Origin of the sequence: Vitreoscilla filiformis (genome assembly GCF_002222655.1) — a bacterium.
GTDB classification, from domain to species: Bacteria; Pseudomonadota; Gammaproteobacteria; order Burkholderiales; family Burkholderiaceae_C; genus Ideonella; species Ideonella filiformis.
Genome location: NZ_CP022423.1, coordinates 2,962,360 through 2,977,777 on the forward strand (window position 1 = coordinate 2,962,360; position 15,418 = coordinate 2,977,777).

A 15,418-nucleotide genomic window follows, 5' to 3' on the forward strand; every position below is an offset into this window, starting at 1 on the left:
GGGGGCTTCGGCTTCAGTGCCACCCGTCTCCCGGCGCGTAGCTCACGCCAAACCGCCCGGCCAACGCAGCCAAGCGCTTGTCCAGCGTCCATAAAACGGCCCCCGGCGTCAGCAGCGTCGAGGCCAGCAGCACCAACTCCACCACACCACAACCCAGGCCGTAGAGCCGCTCGCGCTCCACAAAAGCCAGGACTTCGGTCAGGCTGGCTTGGCGCACCGGGGGCAGCAGCCCCAAATCAGCCAGCGTGCGCGCACGCGGTTCAGGTGGGGTGCCACAGGCCAGCTCGGCTTGCACCAGCGGGTGCATCAGCGCGCCATCCAGCGCCAGCAGGCGCACCAGCTCGGCATTGCACTGACGAAAGTGCGCCACCCACACCGAGGTGTCGATGAGCACCCCCGTCACGCCACCGGCTCCTGGCGCTGGCGTGGTACTTCCGCCATGTTCGGCTGTGTGCCCCCCAGCGCAGCCAGCCGTTTGGCAGCCTGCACCCGCACAAAGGTTTTGATGGCCTCGCGGAACAAATCCGCCTTGTCCATGCCCGGGTCGGCCATTTCCAGGGCGCGTTCATACAGGGCATCTTCAATCGTCACGGTGGTTCGCATGGACATCCTTGCATCAAAAGTGATGGAATCATGGGCAAATATCAGCATCAAAACAAGCCGCACCGCTAGGAGCACCGCATGGGACTACCCGCCTCCAATGTCTATATGACCCCCGACGAATACCTCGCCTGGGAAGCCACCCAAACCGAACGCCACGAGTACATCAACGGTGAACCCTATGCGATGGCCGGCGCTGAAGACCGGCACATCACCGTCTGCGGCAACCTTTATATGGCCCTGCGCCAACACCTGGCCGGCTCCCCCTGCCGTACCTACATGGCCGACATGAAGCTCCAGGTGGATGCCAGCGCCTGCTACTTCTACCCCGATGTGCTGGTGACATGCAGCGAGGCCGACCGCGCCAGCCCTCACACCAAACGTGAGCCGCTGCTGCTGGTGGAAGTGCTCTCCCCCAGCACCGCCACGTTTGACCAAGGGGGCAAGTTCGCCCACTACCGCCAGTTGCCCAGCCTGAAGGAATACGCGCTGGTGGACTTGGCCCGCCGCTGCTGCGATGTGTACCGCAAGGGCGCCGACGGCCTGTGGGTGCTGCACCCTTTTGAGCCGCCGCAGGGCGTGACGCTGGCCAGCGTGGACGTGAGCCTCCCGCCTGAGCAGCTTTGGGCCGAGGTGGATTGAGGGTTGAAGGGAAATCACTGAGCAAAGTTCAATAAACAAGGCTTGATTCGGCTTTTGTGGCTTGCTAATCTGATGAGAATTGAGGTTTACTCAAATTTTCCCAACGGAGACCCGCCCGATGTTCGAATCCACCTTCACTTTCCCCTTGGGCGAGGACATCGCCGCGCTGCGCGATGCCGTCCGCACCTTCGCTCAGGCCGAGATCGCCCCGCGTGCCGCGCAGATCGACCGCGACAACCTCTTCCCCGCCGACCTCTGGCGCAAGCTGGGTGAGATGGGCGTGCATGGCCTGACGGTGCCGGAAGAATTGGGCGGCACGAACATGGGTTACGTCGCCCACATGGTGGCGATGGAGGAAATCAGCCGCGCCAGCGCGTCGGTGGGGCTGTCGTACGGCGCGCATTCCAATTTGTGCGTCAACCAAATCCGCCGCAACGGCACCGATGCCCAGCGCCAGCGTTATCTGCCCAAACTCATCAGCGGTGAGCACATCGGCGCTTTGGCCATGAGCGAACCCGGCGCCGGTTCGGACGTGGTGAGCATGACCCTGCGCGCCGAAAAGAAGGGCGACCGTTACGTGCTGAACGGCTCGAAGATGTGGATCACCAACGGCGGCGATGCCGACACGCTGGTGGTCTATGCCAAAACCTCGCCTGAACTCGGCGCCAAGGGCATGACGGCTTTCATCATCGAAAAAGGTTTTGCCGGTTTCAGCCACGGCCAGCACCTGGACAAGCTCGGGATGCGCGGCTCCAACACCTACCCGCTGTTCTTTGACAACTGCGAGGTGCCCGAAGACAACGTGCTGGGCGGCGTGGGCAACGGCGTCAAGGTGCTGATGAGCGGGCTGGATTACGAGCGCGTGGTGCTCTCCGGCGGGCCGCTGGGCATCATGGCGGCGTGCATGGATGTGGTGGTGCCTTACGTCCACGAGCGCAAGCAGTTCGGCCAGAGCATCGGTGAGTTCCAGCTCATGCAGGGCAAGTTGGCGGACATGTATTCCACCTTCCAAGCCTGCCGCGCCTACGCCTACGCCGTGGCCCAAGCCTGCGACCGGGGCGACCACGCCCGCACGCTGCGCAAGGATGCTGCCGGCGTCATCCTCTACACCGCCGAGAAGGCGACGTGGATGGCCGGCGAGGCCATTCAAACCCTGGGCGGCGTGGGCTACACCAACGAGTACCCCACGGGCCGGCTGTGGCGCGATGCCAAGCTGTATGAAATCGGCGCGGGCACGAGTGAGATTCGCCGCATGTTGATTGGCCGCGAACTGTTTTCGGAGACGGCATGAGCACGCTGACCAGCCGCTTCAACCCCCACAGCCCCGCCGCCCAGGCCAGCGCCCAGGCCATGCAGGCGCTGGTGGATGACCTGAACCAGCGCCTCGCCAAAATCGCCCAAGGCGGCGGTGAGGCGGCGCGTGCCAAACATCTGGGGCGCGGCAAGCTGCTGCCCCGCGAGCGCGTGGAAATGCTGCTCGACCCGGACACGCCGTTTCTGGAAATCGCCCCGCTGGCTGCGATGGGCGTTTACAAAGAAAAGGACGGCAGTGACGCGGCGCCTTGCGCGGGCGTGATCGCCGGCATCGGGCGGGTGAATGGCGTGGAATGTGTCATCGTCTGCAACGACGCGACGGTCAAAGGCGGCACCTACTACCCGCTCACGGTGAAAAAACACCTGCGCGCCCAGGAGATCGCCGAGCAGAACCGCCTGCCTTGCATCTATCTGGTGGACTCGGGCGGCGCCAACCTGCCGAACCAGGACGAGGTGTTCCCGGATCGTGACCACTTCGGCCGCATCTTCTTCAACCAAGCCAACATGAGCGCGGCGGGTATTCCGCAGGTGGCGGTGGTGATGGGCAGTTGCACCGCCGGCGGCGCCTACGTGCCGGCGATGAGCGATGAAACCATCATCGTCAAGAACCAGGGCACCATCTTTTTGGGCGGCCCGCCGCTGGTGAAAGCCGCCACGGGCGAAGTGGTGAGCGCCGAGGATTTGGGTGGTGGTGACGTTCACACCCGCCTCTCCGGTGTGGCCGACCATCTGGCGGAAAACGATCTGCACGCCCTGGCCCTGGCCCGCCAAGCGGTGCGCCAGCTCAACTGGATCAAGCCCGAGCAACTTGCCAAGCGCACCCCGCAGCCGCCCAAGCTGGACGAGGCCGAGCTGCTGGCCATCCTGCCCACGGACACGAAAAAGCCGTTCGATGTGCGCGAGATCATCGGGCGCATCGTCGATGGCAGTGAGTTCGACGAGTTCAAGGCGCGTTACGGCACCACGCTGGTGTGCGGCTTTGCGCACATTGAGGGGATGCCGGTGGGCATCGTCGCCAACAACGGCATCTTGTTTGCGGAGAGCGCCAACAAGGGCGCGCACTTCATCGAGCTGTGCTGCCAGCGCAAGATTCCGCTGGTGTTCTTGCAGAACATCACCGGTTTCATGGTTGGGCAGAAGTACGAAAACGAGGGCATCGCCCGTGCCGGCGCCAAGATGGTGACCGCCGTGGCTTGCGCCCAGGTGCCGAAGTTCACCGTCATCATCGGTGGCAGTTTTGGTGCGGGGAATTACGGCATGTGCGGGCGCGCTTACTCGCCCCGGATGCTGTGGATGTGGCCCAACGCCCGCATCAGCGTGATGGGCGGGGAACAAGCCGCCAGCGTGCTGGCCACGGTGCGGCGCGATGGCATCGAGGCCAAGGGCGGCCAATGGAGCGCCGAGGAAGAAGAAGCCTTCAAGGCGCCGATTCGCCAGCAGTACGAAGACCAAGGCCACCCCTACTACGCCAGCGCCCGACTCTGGGACGATGGCGTGATCGACCCGCGCCACACGCGCCGCGTGCTCGCTTTGGGCCTCTCCGCTGCGCTGAATGCGCCGATTCCGGAAACGCGCTTTGGCGTGTTCCGCATGTGAGGGCCGTGTGATGAGTTCGAATCTTCTGGACATCCGCCGCCCCTCGCCCCATGTCGCCGAGGTGTGGTTGAACCGCCCGGCGCTGCGCAACGCTTTCAACAGCGAGGTGATCGCCGAGTTGGCGCGCTGCTTTGGCGCACTTTCCGCCGATTCGGGATTGCGCGCCGTGGTGCTGGCCGCGCACGGCAAGGCGTTTTGCGCCGGCGCCGATCTGAACTGGATGCGCGCCATGGCCGACTATTCCTGGGCCGAAAACCAAACCGATGCGATGGCCTTGGCGGACATGCTCTGGGCCATCCGCTCCTGCCCGGTGCCGGTGATCGGGCGGGTGCAGGGCGATGCGTTTGCCGGTGGCGTCGGGCTGGTGGCGTTGTGCGACATCGTCGTCGCCGCCGACACGGCGCACTTTTGCCTCAGCGAAGCCAAACTCGGTTTGCTGCCCGCCACCATCGGGCCGTATGTGGTGCAGGCCATCGGCGAGCGTGCCGCGCAGCGTTACTTCACCACCGCCGAGCGCTTCAACGCCGCCGAAGCCCAGCGGCTCGGGCTGGTGCATGAAGTTTGCCCACCGGAGGCGCTGGATGCGCAAGTGCAAGCCCTGCTGGCCGCGCTGCTGGCCAACGGGCCGGTGTCCGTGCGGGCGAACAAGCGGCTGGTGCGCGACCTGGCGGCGCAACCGCTGGTCGGCCCGCAAGCCGCTGCGCTGCGTGCCGAAACGGCGCGCTTGATCGCCGACATCCGTTGCAGCCCCGAGGGCCGCGAAGGCGTGCAAGCCTTTCTGGACAAGCGCGAACCCGCCTGGCGCGCTGCCCCCAGCTCCCCCACCTGACGCGAGGCCGCGCATGTTCAAGAAAATTCTGATCGCCAACCGGGGCGAGATCGCCTGCCGCGTGGCCGCCACCGCCCGCCGTTTGGGCGTGTCCACCGTCGCCGTGTATTCCGATGCGGACGCGCACGCCCAGCACGTTGTGGCCTGCGACGAAGCGGTGCCGCTGGGTGGCCTGTCCGCGCAAGACAGCTATTTGCGCTGGGAGCGCATCCTGGCCGCCGCGCAAGCCACCGGCGCCGAAGCGATTCACCCCGGCTACGGTTTTTTGAGCGAGAACGAAGCCTTCGCCCGCGCTTGCGCCGAGGCCGGCCTCGTGTTCATCGGCCCGCCGCCCGGCGCCATTGCCGCCATGGGCAGCAAAGCCGCCGCCAAGGCGCTGATGAGCCAAGCCGGCGTGCCGCTGGTGCCGGGTTACCACGGCGAGAACAACGACCCCGCGTTTTTACTGGGCGAGGCACAGCGCATCGGCTTCCCGGTGCTCATCAAGGCCAGCGCGGGCGGCGGTGGGCGCGGGATGCGGCGAGTGGATCGGGCGGAGGACTTCCTCGCCGCGCTCGCCTCCTGTCAGCGCGAGGCGCAGGCGAGTTTCGGTTCGGCGCATGTGCTGGTGGAGCGCTACGTCACCCGGCCGCGCCACATCGAAATTCAGGTGTTTGCCGATGGGCGGGGGAACTGCATCCACCTGGGTGAGCGCGATTGCTCGGTGCAGCGTCGCCACCAAAAAGTGCTGGAAGAAGCGCCCGCGCCCGGCCTGAGCGCCGAGTTGCGCGCCGAAATGGGTGCGGCTGCGGTGGCGGCAGCGCGGGCCGTGGGCTACGTCGGCGCCGGCACGGTGGAGTTCATCGCCGAGCAGCCGGAAGGCGAAGCCTTGCGCTTCTATTTCATGGAGATGAACACCCGGCTTCAGGTGGAGCACCCCGTCACCGAGGCCATCACCGGGTTCGATCTGGTGGCGTGGCAATTGCGCGTGGCCTCAGGCGAAGCGCTGCCAGTGACGCAAGATGCCGTGCGCCTCACCGGCCACGCCATCGAAGCCCGCATCTGCGCCGAGAACCCGGACGCGGGTTTTCTGCCCGCCACCGGCACCCTGAGCGTGCTGCGCTGGCCGGCGCATGTGCGCTTTGTGCGCAACGCCGAGCAACTCGCCCACCTGCCGCCCGCTGCGGTGCGCGTGGACGCCGGCGTGGTGGAAGGCGACGCCATCAGCCCGCATTACGACTCGATGGTGGCCAAGCTCATCGTCTGGGGCGAAGACCGCGAACAGGCGCTGGCCCGGCTGGCGGCAGCGCTGCGCGAGACGCACATCGTTGGGCTGAACACCAACGTGGCGTTTTTGCGCCGGGTGGTGGCCTCGCGCTCGTTTGCCGGGGCGGATTTGGATACGGCGCTGATCGAGCGGGAACGGGCGGCGTTGTTTGAGGCGCCGGGGGTGTCGGCGGAGCTGGCGGCGGCGGGGTTGATCGCCCACACGCTGGCGACGGAAGCGCGCCAACAAGCCGCCGATCCGTGGACGCGCCGCGATGGCTGGCGCTTGCACGGTGTGGCGCGGCGGCGGTTCGACTTGGTGCAGGGCGATGTGCGCTGGCAGGTTTATTTGGAGCGTGGGGCAGCGGCGGCCCCCTCTCCCCAACCCCTCTCCCACGAGGGGAGAGGGGCTTTGAGTGGCGCGCAGGGGGTTGCGCCAGGCACCCCAGGCATCCCAAGCGCCCCGGTTTTGCCCCCTCTCCCCTCGTGGGAGAGGGCTGGGGAGAGGGGGAAACCGCGCCTGCACCTCCACCTCCCCGATGGCCGCCACCTGCCCTTCCAAGCCGAAGACCTGGGCGCCGAACGCTTCGCCCTGACGTTGGCCGGGCAGCGCCACACCGTCAGCGTGCATCGTGCGGGTGACAAGGTGACGGTGTTCGCCGAAGCCGGCCTGGCCGAGCTGCGCGAGTTTGACGCCCTAGCTCACGCTGGCGATGGCGCCCACGCAGGTGGCCTCACCGCCCCCATGCCGGGCAAGGTGCTGGCCTACTTGGTGGCCGAAGGCGACACGGTGGCAGCCGGCCAGCCCGTGGCGGTGATGGAAGCCATGAAAATGGAGCACACCCTGAGCGCCCCACGCGCTGGTACGGTGGCCGAGTTGCGTTTTGGTGTGGGCCAACAAGTCAGCGAGGGCGCCGAATTGCTGACTTTGGAGTGACGCTTGCGCATGACCGCCCGACGCTTTTGGCCCGTGCATCGCCTTTCTGGCCCTGGGGTGTGGGCGCTGCTGCTCACACTGGCCTTCGGCAGTGGAACGCCCGCCGCTGCCGACCCCACGCCCCCGGCACCAGCATCGGCCACCGAACCGCCCTTGTTGGTGGCGTTGCGTGAAGAAATCATCCGCGTGCCCAAGCCGAACGCACCGGGCGTGGCGCTGCAAGTGACCTACTTTCGTCCACCGGGAGCGGGGCCGTTTCCGTGGGTCATCCTCAACCACGGCAAGGACAAGGGCGACATCGCCCGCCAACCCCGTGCCCGTTATTTGATCGCCAGTCGAGAGCTGCTGCAACGCGGCTGGGCGGTGGTGATCCCGATGCGCCAAGGGTTTGCCGACTCGGGTGGACGTTATGCCGGCACAGGCTGCGATGTGTACCGCAACGGCTTGGCGCAGGCTGAGGACATCCAGCTCACCTTGCAGACTTTCGCCCTGCGCCCAGAACTCGATGCGCAACGGGTGCTGATTTGGGGCCAGTCTCACGGCGGATTGGCGACGCTGGCGGCAGGCACGTTAAAACTACCCGGCGTGCGGGGGTTGGTCAGCTTTGCGGGCGGCCTGCGCAACGAGGCGTGCCCGGATTGGGCCAACACCTTGGCCAGCGCTTTTGGTCGCTATGGCCAAGACACCGCCCTGCCCACCCTGTTCTTTTATGGCGAGAACGACGCCCTCTGGCCCCCCGCCCTCTGGCGCGACATGGTGCAGCGTTACACCCAGGCTGGTGGCACCGCGCAGTTGGTGGCCTTTGGCACGTTCAAACCCGACGCCCACGCTTTGCTGGGTCACCCGCAGGGCGTGTCGATTTGGCTGCCGGAGGTCGAGCGTTTTGTGCGCAGCCTCGATTTGCCGTTTGACAAGCGCTTTGACCTCGCCTTGATCCCGCACGCCCAGCCCGTCCCGCCGGCCAGCGGCTTTGCCAATGTGCGCGACGTGGACGCCCTGCCCCGCCCCGGCCCCACGATGCGGGCGGGCTACAGTGCTTTTCTGGCTGCATCGCCGCCGAAGGCGTTTGCGCTGTCGATGTCCGGGGCGTGGGGCTGGCGTGCCAATGCGGCCCAAGCGATGACCGACGCACTCCAAGCGTGCAACACCCGCGCCGCGCCCGGACGGCCTTGCCAACTCTATGCGGTGGATGATCAGGTGGTCTGGCATCCGCCCCCCGCTCAGGAGATCTCTCGATGACCGCTGCCATGACTGTGCGCCCCGCCGCTTGCCCCGACCGTGTCACCCTGGTGGATGTCGGCCCACGCGACGGCCTGCAAAACGAAGCCCAGCCCGTGCCCACCGAGGCCAAGATCGAGCTGATTCACCGCCTGCAAGCCGCTGGGCTGAAGGAGATCGAAGCCACCAGTTTCGTCAGCCCGAAGTGGGTGCCGCAAATAGCCGACGCCGCTCAGGTGCTGGCCGGCATCCAGCGCCAGCCCGGCGTGCGCTACTCGGTGCTCACGCCCAACTTGAAGGGGTTGGAAGCCGCGCTGCCCGGTCGGCCCGATGAGGTGGTGGTGTTCGCCGCTGCCAGCGAAGCTTTCAGCCGCAAGAACATCAATTGCAGCATCGAGGAATCGATTGAGCGCTTCGTGCCGGTGGTGCAGGCGGCGCAGGCAGCGGGCATCCGTGTGCGCGGCGCCATTTCCTGCGCGGTGGGTTGCCCCTACCAAGGTGAGGTGGCGCCCAGCGAGGTGGGCCGCGTGGCGGCGCTGATGAAAAGCATCGGTGTGCAGCACGTTGGTGTGGCCGACACCATTGGCGTGGGCACCCCGCGTGCCGTGCAAGCGGCGCTGGAAGCTGCGCTGGCGCACTACCCGCTGGCCGAAGTGAGCGGGCATTTCCACGACACCTACGGCATGGCCGTGGCCAACGTCTACGCCAGTTTGGAAGTCGGCATCCACACCTTTGACACCAGCGTGAGCGGCCTGGGCGGCTGCCCCTACGCCAAGGGCGCCACCGGCAACGTCGCCACCGAAGATGTGGTGTACCTGCTGCATGGGCTGGGCATTCACACGGGTGTGGACTTGCCGGCGCTCATTCAGGCCGGCGCCTACATCCGGGGCGTGTTGGGTCAGGCGAATGGCTCGCGGGTGGCGCGGGCGATGATGGCCAAGCAGGCGGGCAGCACTTGCGGTTGAGCAGACGGGGGAAGCCCAACAGAATCTCGATAGAACATTCTCACACCAGCAAATATTTCCCCAATTCGAGGTAAATCAGGAGGGAAAACGGCCAGCACGCTCACCACAATGTCGAGATTTTTGACCTGTGAGCATGCGCAACCCCCCGCCCGAAATGTGTCGGGTTGGCTCCGTCACCCTGACGGTTTCCGACGCGCCCCAAACCCGCCGCGAAAAACTCGCCCGCATCGTGCTGGATGCGATGTACCAGTTCGTCGGCCTGCTGGACGCGCAAGGCCGCACGCTGGAAATCAACCGCTCGGCGCTGGAAGGTGCCGGCATTGCACTCGAAGACATCCAGGGTCAACCGTTTTGGGAAGCGCGTTGGTTCCAGGTGTCGCAGGACACCGTGCAGTGGCAGCGCGAACTGGTGCAGCGTGCCGCCGCCGGGGAGTTCATCCGCTGCGACATGGAGATCTACGGCCAAGCGGCCGGCGATGAAACCATCGTGGTGGATTTCTCGCTCTCCCCCGTGCGCGATGATCAGGGGCGTGTGGCCTTCTTGCTGGCCGAAGGGCGCAACATCACCGCCAAAAAGCAGGCCGAAGCGGAGATCGCACGCAAAAACGCCGAGTTGCAAGCCTTGCTGGATCGGGTGCGCCAGCTCGATCAGCTCAAAAGTGACTTGTTCGCCAACGTCAGCCACGAGTTGCGCACGCCGCTGGCGCTCATCCTCGGGCCGACCGAAGATTTACTCGCCACCAGCCACCACTTGAGCGACGCCCAGCGCCATCAGCTCCAAGTGGTGCAGCGCAACGCCGCCACCTTGCTCAAGCATGTGAACGATTTGCTGGACTTAGCGCGGTTGGATGCACGCAAAGTCGGCCAGGTGGATCTTCAGCCGCAGCGCCTGGACTTGGCGGCGCTGGTGCGCGACACCGCCGAGCAGTTCCACGCCGTGGCGCCGCAGCGGGCGGTGCGTTACACGGTGTCGGCACCGGGCACGCTGCCAGCGCAGATCGACGCCGACAAGTTCGAGCGCATCCTCCTCAACCTGCTGTCCAACGCTTTCAAGTTCACGCCGCCGGGCGGGCGGGTGCTGTGTGCGCTGCGTCGATTGGAAGGCGGGCAGGCGCTGCTGACGGTGCAGGATTCCGGCCCCGGCGTGCCGCCCGAACAGCGCCTGGCGGTGTTCGAGCGCTTCCGCCAGTTGCAGCACGGCACCACACGCAGCCACGGCGGCACCGGGCTGGGCTTGGCCATCGCCAAGGAGTTCACCGCGCTGCACCACGGCAGCATCAGCGTGAGTGAGGCGCCGGGCGGCGGGGCGTTGTTTCAGGTGGTGTTGCCGCTGGAAGTGGCTGCCGAATCGGTGCGGGATGCCGCGCCTGACGCGACGCGCAGCCCCGCCCTGGCCGGCACCCTGGCCGAGCTGACGCTGGATGCGCCGCCGCCCGACACCGCCGCCATTGCCACCCCCGCCAACGACGCCGCCCCCGACGAGCGCCCCACCGCCCTGGTGGTGGAAGACAACCCCGACATGCGCCGTTTCATTGCCCAGGCGTTGGCGGGGGAGTTCCGCGTCACGGCGGTGGAAGATGGCCAGCGCGGGTTGGAACAAGCCCTGGCCACGCCGCCCGATTTGGTGCTGACGGATTTGATGATGCCGCGCCTGGGCGGCGATCAACTGCTGGAGCAGATGCGCGCCCACCCGAGTTTGGCGGACGTGCCGGCGCTGGTGCTGTCCGCCCGCGATGACGAGGCGCTGCGCACCCGCCTGCTGGCCGAAGCCGCGCAGGACTACCTCACCAAACCCTTTTCTGCCGCCGAGCTGCGCGCCCGCGCCCGCAACCTCGCCACCATGAAACGCGCCCGCGACGTGCTGCGCCAAGCGCTGGCCTCGCGCAGTGAGGATCTGGCGCAGTTGACGCGGCGGTTTGTCGTCAGCCGACGGGTGTTGCAGGAATCGGAATACCGCTGGTGGGCGATTTACGAGCACTCGCCCGTCGGCATTGCACTGCTGGACGCCAGCGGGCGCATCCGCACCGCCAACCCGGCATTTCGGCAGATGGTGGGTTACGGGCCGCAGGAGGTGCGCGCTTGTAGCTTGCAAACCCTCACGCCGCTGGAGGATCGCGCCGCCACTCAGGCGCGTATCGAGCGGCTGCTGGCCGGGCAGGTGAGTGAATACCACGTCCAGCGCCGCTACCAGCGCCAAAACGGCGAGTTGGTGTGGGCCAACACCAGCGTGGCCCTCATCCCCGATGACCAGCCCGCCGAACCGCTGTTGCTGGTGGTGGCCGAGGACATCACCGAACACAAGCGCGCCGAACACGCCCTGGCCCGCACCCGCCACGAGCTGGCGCAGGTGACCCGCGCCAGCACGCTGGGCGAGCTGGCGGCCTCCATCGCCCATGAGGTGAACCAGCCGCTGGCGGCCATCGTCACCAATGGCCACGCCAGCTTGCGCTGGCTGGACGCCGCACCGCCCGACGAAACCGAAGCCCGCGCCGCCGTGCAGCGCATCATTCGCGACGCCAACCGCGCCGGCGAGGTCATCACCCGGATTCGACGCTTTTTGCAGCGCGGCGAGGTGGCGCACAGCGCGCTGGCCCTGGGCGCGGTGCTGGCCGATGTGCTGGCCCTGGTGCGCAGCGAAGCGCAGGCCCGTCAGATCAGCCTGCATCTGGAGGTGGCCGAGGCGCTGCCGCTGGTGATGGCCGATCGGGTTCAGATCGAGCAGGTGCTGCTCAACTTGGTGATGAACGCACTCGAAGCGCTGGGCCGCGCCGACGACGCGCCCAGCGACGCCGTGCAGGAGGTGCGAGAAGTGCGTGAAGTGCATCTGCGCGCCCTGCGCCACAGCCCGAGCTGCGTGCGGCTGGAGGTGGCAGACAGCGGCCCCGGCATCGCCCCCGCCGTGCGCGAACGCTTGTTCGACGCCTTCCAAACCACCAAACCCGATGGCATGGGCATGGGCCTGGCCATCAGCCGCTCGATTGTGGAAAGCCACGGCGGGCGGCTGTGGGTGGCGCCCAACGTGGGGGCGCCGGGCGTCACCTTTTCTGTCACCTTGCCGCTGCACGCCGAAAGCTCTTGCGCATGAACACTCCCTTTTCTGCCACCGACCGGGTCTTCATCGTGGACGACGATCTCTCGATGCGCGAGGCCCTCACCAGCTTGCTGCGCTCCACCGGGCTGCGGGTGCAGGCGTTTGCCTCGGCGGCGGAGTTTTTGGCGCACCTGGCCCAGCCCGCCCCCGCCACGCCGGACGGCCCCGCCTGCCTGGTGCTGGATGTGCGCATGCCCGGCATGAGCGGGCTGGAGTTGCAGCGCGAGTTGAGCGAGCGCGGGGCGCGGCTGCCCATCGTTTTCATCACCGGGCATGGCGATATCCCGATGACGGTGCGTGCCATGCGGGCCGGGGCGGTGGAGTTCCTACCCAAGCCGTTCCGCGATCAGGAGTTGCTGGAGGCGATTGGGCTGTCGCTGGCGCAAGCACGCACCGCGCAGCAAGAGGAAAACGCCCTGCGCGGTGTGCGCGCCCGTTTCGACACGCTGACCCCGCGTGAGCGCGAGGTGCTGGCGCTGATGGTGCAAGGCTTGCGCAACAAACTCACCGCCGACCGGCTGGGCATCAGCGAAGTGACGGTGAAGGTACACCGGCACAACGTGATGGAGAAGATGCAGGCCAAGTCTTTGCCGGAGTTGGTGGGGATGTGTGAGCGGTTGGGGATGCGGGCAGGGGCGTAACCCTGCGGCAGCTCACAGCGCTGCACATCAGATCTTGAGAATCGTGTCGCTGTACGCCGCCACATGGGCGTCATGGGTCATCAAGCGCATGGGCTCGGTGAGGGCTTGTGCGACCAATAAGCGGTCAAACGGGTCTTGATGGTGAGGGGGCAAACCGGCCACCGCCACCGCATGTTCAGCCTCGATGGCCAGCAGGCGGTAGCCCGAGGCCTGGAAGTACTGCAACGCCTCTTGGCCGGACACCGGCATGTCGCCCCGCCCCAGGCTGTGTTTGATGGCGATTTCCCACAGGCTGGCCACACTCACCCAAACGGTGGTGCGCGGCGCAGCAATCAGCGCCCGCGCTTGCGGGGGCAGACGTGGGCTGTCGGTGATGGCCCACAGGGCGACGTGGGTGTCGAGCAGCAGGTTCATCAGGCAGCCCCTTCACCCGTTGGGTTCATGTCGCCCAGGAACAAGCGCGCTACGTCGTTGTTGTGGGCGTCGATGTCATCGGGCACGTCAAACAAACCCTTGGCCACGCCCAGGCGTGGGCCGGGTGCGGTGACGTCCAGCGGCACCAGCTTGGCCACGGGGCGACCGTTGCGGGCGATGACGATCTCGCGTTCGCGCCCCAGCTCAATGGCTTCCACCAAGCGTGACAGCGATGTTTTGGCTTCCAGCATGTTGACGGCAGGCATGGGCGCAGCTCCTCACAAAGTTAGCCAAGTCTAGCCAGACAAGGCACCTTCGGGCAAACCCGCTAAACCAAAGTGCAATAGCGCAAAGCCGGCCACGTCTCTAGATTCCAGCCCGGAATCCAACAACAGGAGACAAGCCCCATGGCCTTGCTTGAACGCCACGAGTGGTACGACATCGCCCGCAGCACCAACTGGACGCCGACTTACGTCGGCGAATCCGAACTCTTCCCCGACCTGATGACCGGCGCCAAAGGCGTGCCGATGGCCGAGTGGGAAGACTACGACGAGCCTTACAAAACCTCGTACCCCGAGTACGTGAAGATCCAGCGCGAAAAAGACGCCGGTGCCTACTCGGTGAAGGCCGCGCTGGAGCGCAGCCGCATCTTTGAAACCTCGGATCCGGGCTGGCTGTCGATCCTCAAATCGCACTACGGCGCCATTGCGCTGGGCGAGTACGCCGCCATGAGCGCCGAAGCCCGCATGACGCGCTTTGGCCGCGCCCCCGGCATGCGCAACATGGCCACCTTCGGGATGATGGACGAGAACCGCCACGCGCAGATCCAGCTCTACTTCCCGCACAGCTACTGCCCCAAGGATCGCCAGTTCGATTGGGCGCACAAGGCTTATCACACCAACGAATGGGGCGCGATTGCGGCGCGCCACACCTTCGATGACCTGTTCCTGGCGCGCAGTGCCACCGACATTGCGGTGATGCTGACCTTCGCCTTCGAGACCGGCTTCACCAACATGCAGTTCCTGGGGCTGGCCGCCGACGCGGCGGAAGCCGGGGATTTCACCTTCGCCAGCCTGATTTCCAGCATCCAGACCGACGAGTCACGCCACGCGCAAATCGGCGGGCCGGCGCTGCAAGTGCTCATCAAAAATGGCCGCAAGGAAGAAGCGCAAAAGCTGGTGGATGTGGCGATTGCCCGCGCCTGGCGCCTGTTCAGCCTGCTGACCGGCACGGCGATGGACTACGCCACGCCGCTGGAGCACCGCAAGCAGAGCTTCAAGGAGTTCATGCGCGAGTGGATCGTCGGCCAGTTTGAGCGCACGTTGATCGACCTGGGGCTTGACTTGCCCTGGTACTGGGATCAGATGATCAACGAGTTCGACTACCAGCACCACGCCTACCAAATGGGCATCTGGTTCTGGCGCCCGACGCTGTGGTGGAACCCCGCCGCCGGTGTCACGCCCGATTGCCGCGACTGGCTGGAAGAAAAGTACCCCGGCTGGAACGACAGCTTCGGCCAGGCCTGGGACGTCATCATCGAAAACTTGGTGGCCGGTCGCAACGAGCTGACGCTGCCGGAAACGCTGCCCATCGTCTGCAACATGAGCCAGTTGCCGATCTGCGCCGTGCCGGGCAAGGGCTGGAACGTGAAGGACTACCCGCTCACCTACCAGGGCCGCACCTACCACTTCAACTCGGAAATCGACCGCTGGGTGTTCCAGCAAGACCCGGTGCGCTACCGCGACCACCTCTCGCTGGTGGATCGCTTCTTGGCCGGGCACATCCAGCCGGCCAACCTGCTGGGCGCTTTGCAGTACATGAACCTCGCCCCCGGCGAGTGCGGCGACGACGCCCACGGCTACGCCTGGGTGGACGCTTACCGCGACCCACGTCAGCAAAAGAAGGCCGCCTGAGGCTGCGCTCCGA

14 protein-coding genes are annotated in these 15,418 nt (G+C 66.3%); 10 read left to right on the forward strand and 4 right to left on the reverse strand.

Annotated features, from left to right (window positions below; translation table 11 throughout):
• Nucleotides 1-13: 13 nt before the first annotated feature.
• Both VITFI_RS14020 and VITFI_RS14025 read right to left on the reverse strand, forming a co-directional pair.
• Nucleotides 14-403 (reverse strand): type II toxin-antitoxin system VapC family toxin, encoded by a 390-nt coding sequence (locus tag VITFI_RS14020; protein ID WP_089417495.1) that lies wholly within the window; start codon nucleotides 401-403, stop codon nucleotides 14-16.
• Complete coding sequence (locus VITFI_RS14025) at nucleotides 400-609, reverse strand: type II toxin-antitoxin system VapB family antitoxin (RefSeq protein ID WP_232476626.1); 210 nt, start codon at nucleotides 607-609, stop codon at nucleotides 400-402. Before VITFI_RS14025 ends, VITFI_RS14020 begins: the two co-directional genes overlap by 4 nt.
• Before the next feature lie 72 nt (nucleotides 610-681).
• Here VITFI_RS14025 and VITFI_RS14030 point away from each other — a divergent pair, with 72 nt between their 5' ends.
• The 9 genes from VITFI_RS14030 (at nucleotide 682) to VITFI_RS14070 (ending at nucleotide 13,078) form a co-directional block, all read left to right on the forward strand.
• On the forward strand, nucleotides 682-1,242 hold the full coding sequence (locus VITFI_RS14030) for a Uma2 family endonuclease (protein ID WP_198301496.1): 561 nt from the start codon (nucleotides 682-684) through the stop codon (nucleotides 1,240-1,242).
• Between the two features lie 118 nt (nucleotides 1,243-1,360).
• Complete coding sequence (locus VITFI_RS14035; protein WP_089417498.1) at nucleotides 1,361-2,533, forward strand: isovaleryl-CoA dehydrogenase; 1,173 nt, start codon at nucleotides 1,361-1,363, stop codon at nucleotides 2,531-2,533.
• A complete protein-coding gene (locus VITFI_RS14040) occupies nucleotides 2,530-4,152 on the forward strand; it encodes a carboxyl transferase domain-containing protein (RefSeq protein ID WP_089417499.1) in 1,623 nt (540 codons plus the stop codon). The genes VITFI_RS14035 and VITFI_RS14040 overlap by 4 nt, the downstream gene beginning before the upstream one ends.
• Nucleotides 4,153-4,162: 10 nt before the next feature.
• On the forward strand, nucleotides 4,163-4,981 hold the full coding sequence (locus VITFI_RS14045; RefSeq protein ID WP_089418176.1) for an enoyl-CoA hydratase/isomerase family protein: 819 nt from the start codon (nucleotides 4,163-4,165) through the stop codon (nucleotides 4,979-4,981).
• Between the two features lie 13 nt (nucleotides 4,982-4,994).
• Nucleotides 4,995-7,163: an acetyl/propionyl/methylcrotonyl-CoA carboxylase subunit alpha gene (locus tag VITFI_RS18715; RefSeq protein WP_089417500.1), complete on the forward strand. Its 2,169-nt coding sequence runs from the start codon at nucleotides 4,995-4,997 to the stop codon at nucleotides 7,161-7,163.
• A 9-nt stretch (nucleotides 7,164-7,172) separates the two neighbouring features.
• Nucleotides 7,173-8,402, forward strand: coding sequence for a dienelactone hydrolase family protein (locus VITFI_RS14055; RefSeq protein ID WP_089417501.1), 1,230 nt, complete (start codon nucleotides 7,173-7,175; stop codon nucleotides 8,400-8,402).
• Nucleotides 8,399-9,346, forward strand: a complete 948-nt coding sequence (locus VITFI_RS14060; protein ID WP_232476627.1) for a hydroxymethylglutaryl-CoA lyase — start codon at nucleotides 8,399-8,401, stop codon at nucleotides 9,344-9,346. The genes VITFI_RS14055 and VITFI_RS14060 overlap by 4 nt, the downstream gene beginning before the upstream one ends.
• A gap of 133 nt (nucleotides 9,347-9,479) precedes the next feature.
• Complete coding sequence (locus VITFI_RS14065; RefSeq protein ID WP_089417502.1) at nucleotides 9,480-12,431, forward strand: ATP-binding protein; 2,952 nt, start codon at nucleotides 9,480-9,482, stop codon at nucleotides 12,429-12,431.
• A complete protein-coding gene (locus tag VITFI_RS14070; RefSeq protein ID WP_089417503.1) occupies nucleotides 12,428-13,078 on the forward strand; it encodes a response regulator transcription factor in 651 nt (216 codons plus the stop codon). Before VITFI_RS14065 ends, VITFI_RS14070 begins: the two co-directional genes overlap by 4 nt.
• Before the next feature lie 27 nt (nucleotides 13,079-13,105).
• Here VITFI_RS14070 and VITFI_RS14075 read toward each other — a convergent pair whose 3' ends face one another.
• Together VITFI_RS14075 and VITFI_RS14080 are read right to left on the reverse strand one after the other, a co-directional pair.
• The gene (locus VITFI_RS14075; protein WP_089417504.1) at nucleotides 13,106-13,492 is read right to left on the reverse strand and encodes a type II toxin-antitoxin system VapC family toxin; all 387 of its coding nucleotides are present in this window, start codon (nucleotides 13,490-13,492) and stop codon (nucleotides 13,106-13,108) included.
• Nucleotides 13,492-13,758, reverse strand: a complete 267-nt coding sequence (locus VITFI_RS14080; protein WP_089417505.1) for a type II toxin-antitoxin system Phd/YefM family antitoxin — start codon at nucleotides 13,756-13,758, stop codon at nucleotides 13,492-13,494. Before VITFI_RS14080 ends, VITFI_RS14075 begins: the two co-directional genes overlap by 1 nt.
• Before the next feature lie 141 nt (nucleotides 13,759-13,899).
• Here VITFI_RS14080 and VITFI_RS14085 point away from each other — a divergent pair, with 141 nt between their 5' ends.
• A complete protein-coding gene (locus VITFI_RS14085; protein WP_089417506.1) occupies nucleotides 13,900-15,405 on the forward strand; it encodes a ferritin family protein in 1,506 nt (501 codons plus the stop codon).
• Nucleotides 15,406-15,418 lie beyond the last annotated feature (13 nt).